At 66.1% G+C, this 5390-nt stretch carries 3 protein-coding genes; 2 read left to right on the forward strand and 1 reads right to left on the reverse strand.

Annotated features, from left to right (window positions below):
- Nucleotides 1-52: 52 nt before the first annotated feature.
- Nucleotides 53-1435, reverse strand: coding sequence for a zinc-dependent metalloprotease (locus JWP83_RS12425; protein ID WP_297730239.1), 1383 nt, complete (start codon nucleotides 1433-1435; stop codon nucleotides 53-55).
- A gap of 77 nt (nucleotides 1436-1512) precedes the next feature.
- Here JWP83_RS12425 and JWP83_RS12430 point away from each other — a divergent pair, with 77 nt between their 5' ends.
- Together JWP83_RS12430 and JWP83_RS12435 are read left to right on the forward strand one after the other, a co-directional pair.
- Nucleotides 1513-2544 carry a PDZ domain-containing protein gene (locus JWP83_RS12430; protein WP_297730240.1) on the forward strand — a complete coding sequence of 344 codons (1032 nt, stop codon included), beginning with the start codon at nucleotides 1513-1515 and terminating at the stop codon, nucleotides 2542-2544.
- A 94-nt stretch (nucleotides 2545-2638) separates the two neighbouring features.
- Nucleotides 2639-5390: UPF0182 family protein (locus JWP83_RS12435; protein WP_297730241.1), on the forward strand; the 2752-nt coding region annotated here is incomplete at its 3' end.

A 5390-nucleotide genomic window follows, 5' to 3' on the forward strand; every position in this document is an offset into this window, starting at 1 on the left:
ACGACCTGAGTCATGGGTTGAGACTGTGCCACGCCGACGGCGAGCGCCGCGCTCAGTTATCCACAGCTCCGCCGGCAGGGTCTTCGTTGTCGGGGCCTTGTTCTAGCTTGGCGATGGCCTCGTCGATCCCGCTGGTGTCCCCGCCGATGACGCGGTCGATGAAGCCGGCCGGCTCGTCGAGGTCCTCGGCGTCGGGCAGCAGGTCCGGGTGTTGCCAGATGGCGTCGCGGGCGTCCGCCCCGGCGGCGTCGGTCAGGCGGTTCCACAGCGCGGCGGCCTCCCGCAGCTTGCGGGGCCGCAGCTCGAGGCCGACCAGCGTCGCGAAGGTCTGCTCGGCCGGGCCGCCGCTGGCCCGGCGGCGGCGCAGCGTCTCGCTGAGCGCGGCCGTGCCCGGAATCCGATCGCCCAGGGCCGCCGTGACCACCACCTGCACCCAGCCGTCGATCAATGCCAGCAGCGTCTCGAGGCGGTCCAGCGCCTGCTTCTGCGCCGGCGTCGCCTTGGGCTCGAAGACCCCCTGCCCGAGCAGGCTCTCTATGGCCGCCGGATCGGACAGCGACGCCGGGTTGAAGTCCCGTGCCAGCTCCTCGATTCCGGACATGTCGATCTTCATGCCCCTCGCGTAGGCCTCGACCGCGCCCAGCAACTGATTGGACAACCAGGGCACGTGGCTGAACAGCCGGTGGTGCGCGGCCTCACGGGCGGCCAGGAAGGTCAGGATCTCGCTGCGCGGCTGCTCGAGTCCGGAGGCGAACGAGTCGAGGGCATCCGGGAGTATCGCGGCCACCCCCTTGGGGCCGAGCGGCAGACCGATGTCCGTTGAGGTCAGCACCTCGCGGGACAACCGTCCCAGCGCCTGGCCGAGCTGCGAGCCGAACGCCATGCCGCCCATCTGCGACATCATCGCCAGCAGCGGGCCGGCCATGCTCTTGGCCTCTTCGGGCAGGGACGACGCCCACACCGTCGCGATCTGCTCGGCCATCGGATCGCACAGCCGTTTCCAGGTCTCCAGCGTGTTGTCGACCCAGTCGCTGGGGCTCCAGCCCACCGCCTTGGACGTGCCCGCGGGCAGCGCAGTCGCGCCGTCCAGCCAGGTTTCGGCGAGGTGGACCGCGTCGGCGATCGCCTTGTTCGTGGAGGCGGGGATGGGGGCGACGAACCCGATCGAGCTCGACGCGACCCGTCGCGCCAGTTCGTAATTGACCGGACCCGACGCCTTGCCGCCGGCCGTGACGGTGCCCGCGCTGCTGAACATCTGGCCCAGCTGGGTGAAGATCTGCCCCAGGTCGCCCATGCCGAAATCCCCGCTCATGCCGAAAGCGCCCAGCGGGTCGGACCCCCCGGAGCCGGAATCGGGATCTTTCTTCTCGCGCTCCGGGTCATCGCCGAAGGAGAAGCCGAACGGCAGGTCGGACATACCGTCAACGGTACTCACCGCGGGGAGGCAACGCGCCATCTGTGGTCACGCTCGTAGCTGAACGAGCCTGAGCAGGGGCCCGATAGGGTAGCGGCGTGAACAGGCGGATTCTGACGTTGATCGTCGCGCTGGTGCCGATCGTGGTCTTCGGCGTGCTGCTCGCGGTGGTGACGGTGCCGTTTGTGTCCCTGGGGCCGGGCCCGACGTTCGACACGCTCGGCGAGGTCGACGGCAAGCCGGTGGTCGAGATCGAGGGCACCCAGACCCACCCGACGACGGGCCATCTCAACATGACGACGGTGTCCCAGCGCGACGATCTGACCTTCGGCGAAGCGCTCACGCTGTGGCTTTCGGGACAGGAACAGCTGATACCGCGAGATCTCGTCTACCCACCGGGCAAGTCGCGGGACGACGTCGACAAGGCCAACAACGCCGACTTCAAGAATTCCGAGGACAGCGCCGCCTACGCCGCGCTGGGGTTCTTGAAGTACCCGGTCGCGGTGACCGTCGCGACGGTTACCGACCCCGGTCCGTCGGCTAACAAGCTGAAGCCGGGTGACGCCATCGACGCGGTCAACGGCACCCCGGTGGCCAGCGTCGAGCAGTTCACGGGATTCCTGAAGAGCACCAAACCCGGTCAGGTGGTGACGATCGACTATCGCCGCAAAAATGACGCGGCCGGCCCAATTGGCACCGCGCAAATCACGCTGGGGACGAACAAGGATCGCGACTACGGCTTCATGGGCGTGGCGGTGCTCGATGCGCCCTGGGCGCCGTTCGTCGTCGACTTCAACCTAGCCAATGTGGGCGGGCCGTCGGCCGGGCTGATGTTCAGCCTGGCGGTCGTCGACAAGCTCACCACCGGTGACTTGGCCGGGTCGATGTTCATCGCGGGAACCGGCACCATCTCCGTCGACGGCAAGGTGGGCCAAATCGGCGGCATCACACACAAGATGGCCGCCGCCCACTCGGCGGGAGCCACGGTGTTTCTGGTGCCGGCGAAGAACTGCTACGAGGCGACCTCGGACAATCCGTCCGGCTTGCGCTTGGTGAAGGTCGAGACCCTGGGCCAGACGGTGGACGCGCTGCACGCCATCAGGTCGGGCGGTCAGACGCCCAGTTGCTAGCCCGCCGACGACGCCACCCGGCCGACGTTGTGAAGTGCGTACAGTTTGACCTAGAAATCTCAAAGCCAGCCACACCGATCAGGGAGCGTAGCCAGTGGGGATGCGGCCCACCGCAAGGATGCCGAAGCTAACTCGGCGTAGCCGGATTCTGATCCTGATCGCACTCGGTGTGATCGTTTTGCTGCTCGCTGGTCCGCGGCTGATCGACGCCTACGTCGACTGGCTGTGGTTCGGTGAGCTCGGCTACCGCTCGGTGTTCACCACCGTGCTGGTCACCCGCGTCGTCGTCTTCCTGGTGGCCGGTCTGCTGGTCGGCGGCATCGTGTTCACCGGGCTTGCGTTGGCCTACCGCGCCCGTCCCGTGTTCGTACCGAGCAACACCAACGATCCCGTGGCGCGGTACCGGACCGTCGTCGTTTCGCGCCTGCGACTGGTCGGCATCGGGATTCCGGCGGCGGTCGGCCTGCTGGCGGGCATCATCGCGCAGAGCTATTGGGTGCGGGTCCAGCTCTTCCTGCACGGCGGAAACTTCGGAATCAGGGATCCCCAGTTCGGCAAGGACCTCGGGTTCTACGCGTTCGAGCTGCCCTTCTACCGGCTCCTGCTCAGCTATATTTTCGTGGCGGTGTTCCTGGCCTTCATAGCGAACGTGTTGGCGCACTACATCTTCGGCGGCATCCGGTTATCCGGCCGTACCGGGGCACTGAGCCGCTCGGCGCGGATCCAGTTGGTGAGCCTGCTCGGCGTGCTGGTGCTGCTCAAGGCCGTTGCCTATTGGCTGGACCGCTACGAGCTGCTGTCGCACACCCGCGGCGGCAAGCCGTTCACCGGCGCCGGTTACACCGATATCAACGCGGTGCTGCCGGCAAAGCTGATCCTGATGGCAATCGCCCTGATCTGCGCCGTAGCGGTGTTCTCCGCAATCGTCCTGCGCGACTTGCGGATTCCTGCCATCGGCCTGGCCTTGTTGCTGCTGTCGTCATTGATCGTGGGCGCCGGGTGGCCGTTGATCGTCGAGCAGATCAGCGTCAGACCCAATGCGGCGCAGAAGGAAAGCGAATACATCAGCCGCAGCATCGGCGCGACGCGGCAAGCCTACGGCTTGACGTCCGACGTGGTCAGCTACCGCAACTACACCGGCGACGCGCAGGCCACCGCCCAGCAGGTCGCGGCCGACCGGGCCACCACCTCCAACATCCGGCTGCTCGACCCCACGATCATCAGCCCGGCGTTCACCCAGTTCCAGCAGGGCAAGAACTTCTACTACTTCCCCGACCAGCTGTCCATCGACCGGTACCTCGACCGCAACGGGGCGTTGCGCGACTATGTCGTCGCGGCCCGAGAGCTCAACCCCGACCGGCTGATCGACAACCAGCGTGACTGGATCAACCGGCACACCGTCTACACCCACGGCAACGGATTCATCGCGTCGCCGGCCAACACGGTGCGGGGAATCGCCAACGACCCCAACCAGAACGGTGGCTACCCGGAGTTTCTGGTCAACGTCGTCGGCGCCAACGGCAGCATCGTGTCCGACGGGCCGGCACAGCTGGACCAGCCGCGCATCTACTACGGACCCGTCATCTCCAACACCTCCGCCGACTACGCGATCGTCGGACGCAACGGCAACGACCGCGAATACGACTACGAGACCAGCAACGAAACCAAGAACTACACCTACACCGGGCTCGGGGGAGTCCCGGTCGGTGGCTGGTTATCCCGCAGCGTCTTCGCCGCGAAGTTCGCCGAACGAAACTTCCTGTTCTCCAACGTGATCGGCTCCAACAGCAAGATCCTGTTCAACCGCGATCCCGCGCGCCGGGTGGAGGCGGTGGCGCCGTGGCTGACGACCGACAGCGGCGTATACCCGGCGATCGTCAACAAGCGGTTGGTGTGGATCATCGACGGCTACACGACGCTGGACAACTACCCGTACTCCGAATTGACCTCCCTGGAGTCCGCGACCGCCGACTCCACCGAGGTGGCGTTCAACCGGCTCGCGCCCGACAAGCAGGTGTCCTACATCCGAAATTCGGTGAAGGCCACCGTGGATGCCTATGACGGCACCGTCACGCTCTACCAGCAGGACGAACAGGATCCGGTGCTGAAGGCGTGGATGCGGGTGTTCCCCGGCACCGTCAAACCCAAGAGCGACATCACCCCCGAGCTCGCCGAACACCTACGTTACCCCGAAGACCTGTTCAAGGTGCAGCGCATGCTGCTGGCCAAGTACCACGTCAACGACCCCGTGACGTTCTTCTCCACGTCCGATTTCTGGGATGTGCCGTTGGATCCCAACCCCACCGCCAGCAGCTACCAACCGCCCTATTACATCGTCGCGAAAAACATTGCGAAGAACGACAATTCGGCTTCATACCAGTTGATCAGCGCGATGAACAGGTTCAAGCGCGACTATCTGGCGGCCTACATCAGCGCCAGCTCCGACCCGGCGACGTACGGCAGGATCACCGTGTTGACCATTCCGGGTCAGGTCAACGGCCCGAAGCTGGCCAACAATGCGATCACCACCGACCCGGCGGTGTCCCAGGACCTGGGGGTGATCGGGCGCGACAACCAGAACCGGATCCGTTGGGGCAACCTGCTCACGCTGCCCGTGGGCCAGGGTGGTCTGCTCTACGTCGAACCCGTCTACGCCTCGCCGGGGGCCAGCGACGCCGCTTCGTCGTACCCGCGGTTGATCCGGGTGGCGATGATGTACAACGACAAGATCGGATACGGCCCCACGGTGGGTGATGCACTCAACGGGTTGTTCGGGCCCGGCGCGGGTGCGACCGCGACCGGGATACAACCCACCGAGCCCGGCGCGGCGCCGATCCCGCCCGCCA

Origin of the sequence: Mycobacterium sp. (assembly GCF_025965855.1) — a bacterium.
Taxonomy (GTDB): domain Bacteria; phylum Actinomycetota; class Actinomycetes; order Mycobacteriales; family Mycobacteriaceae; genus Mycobacterium.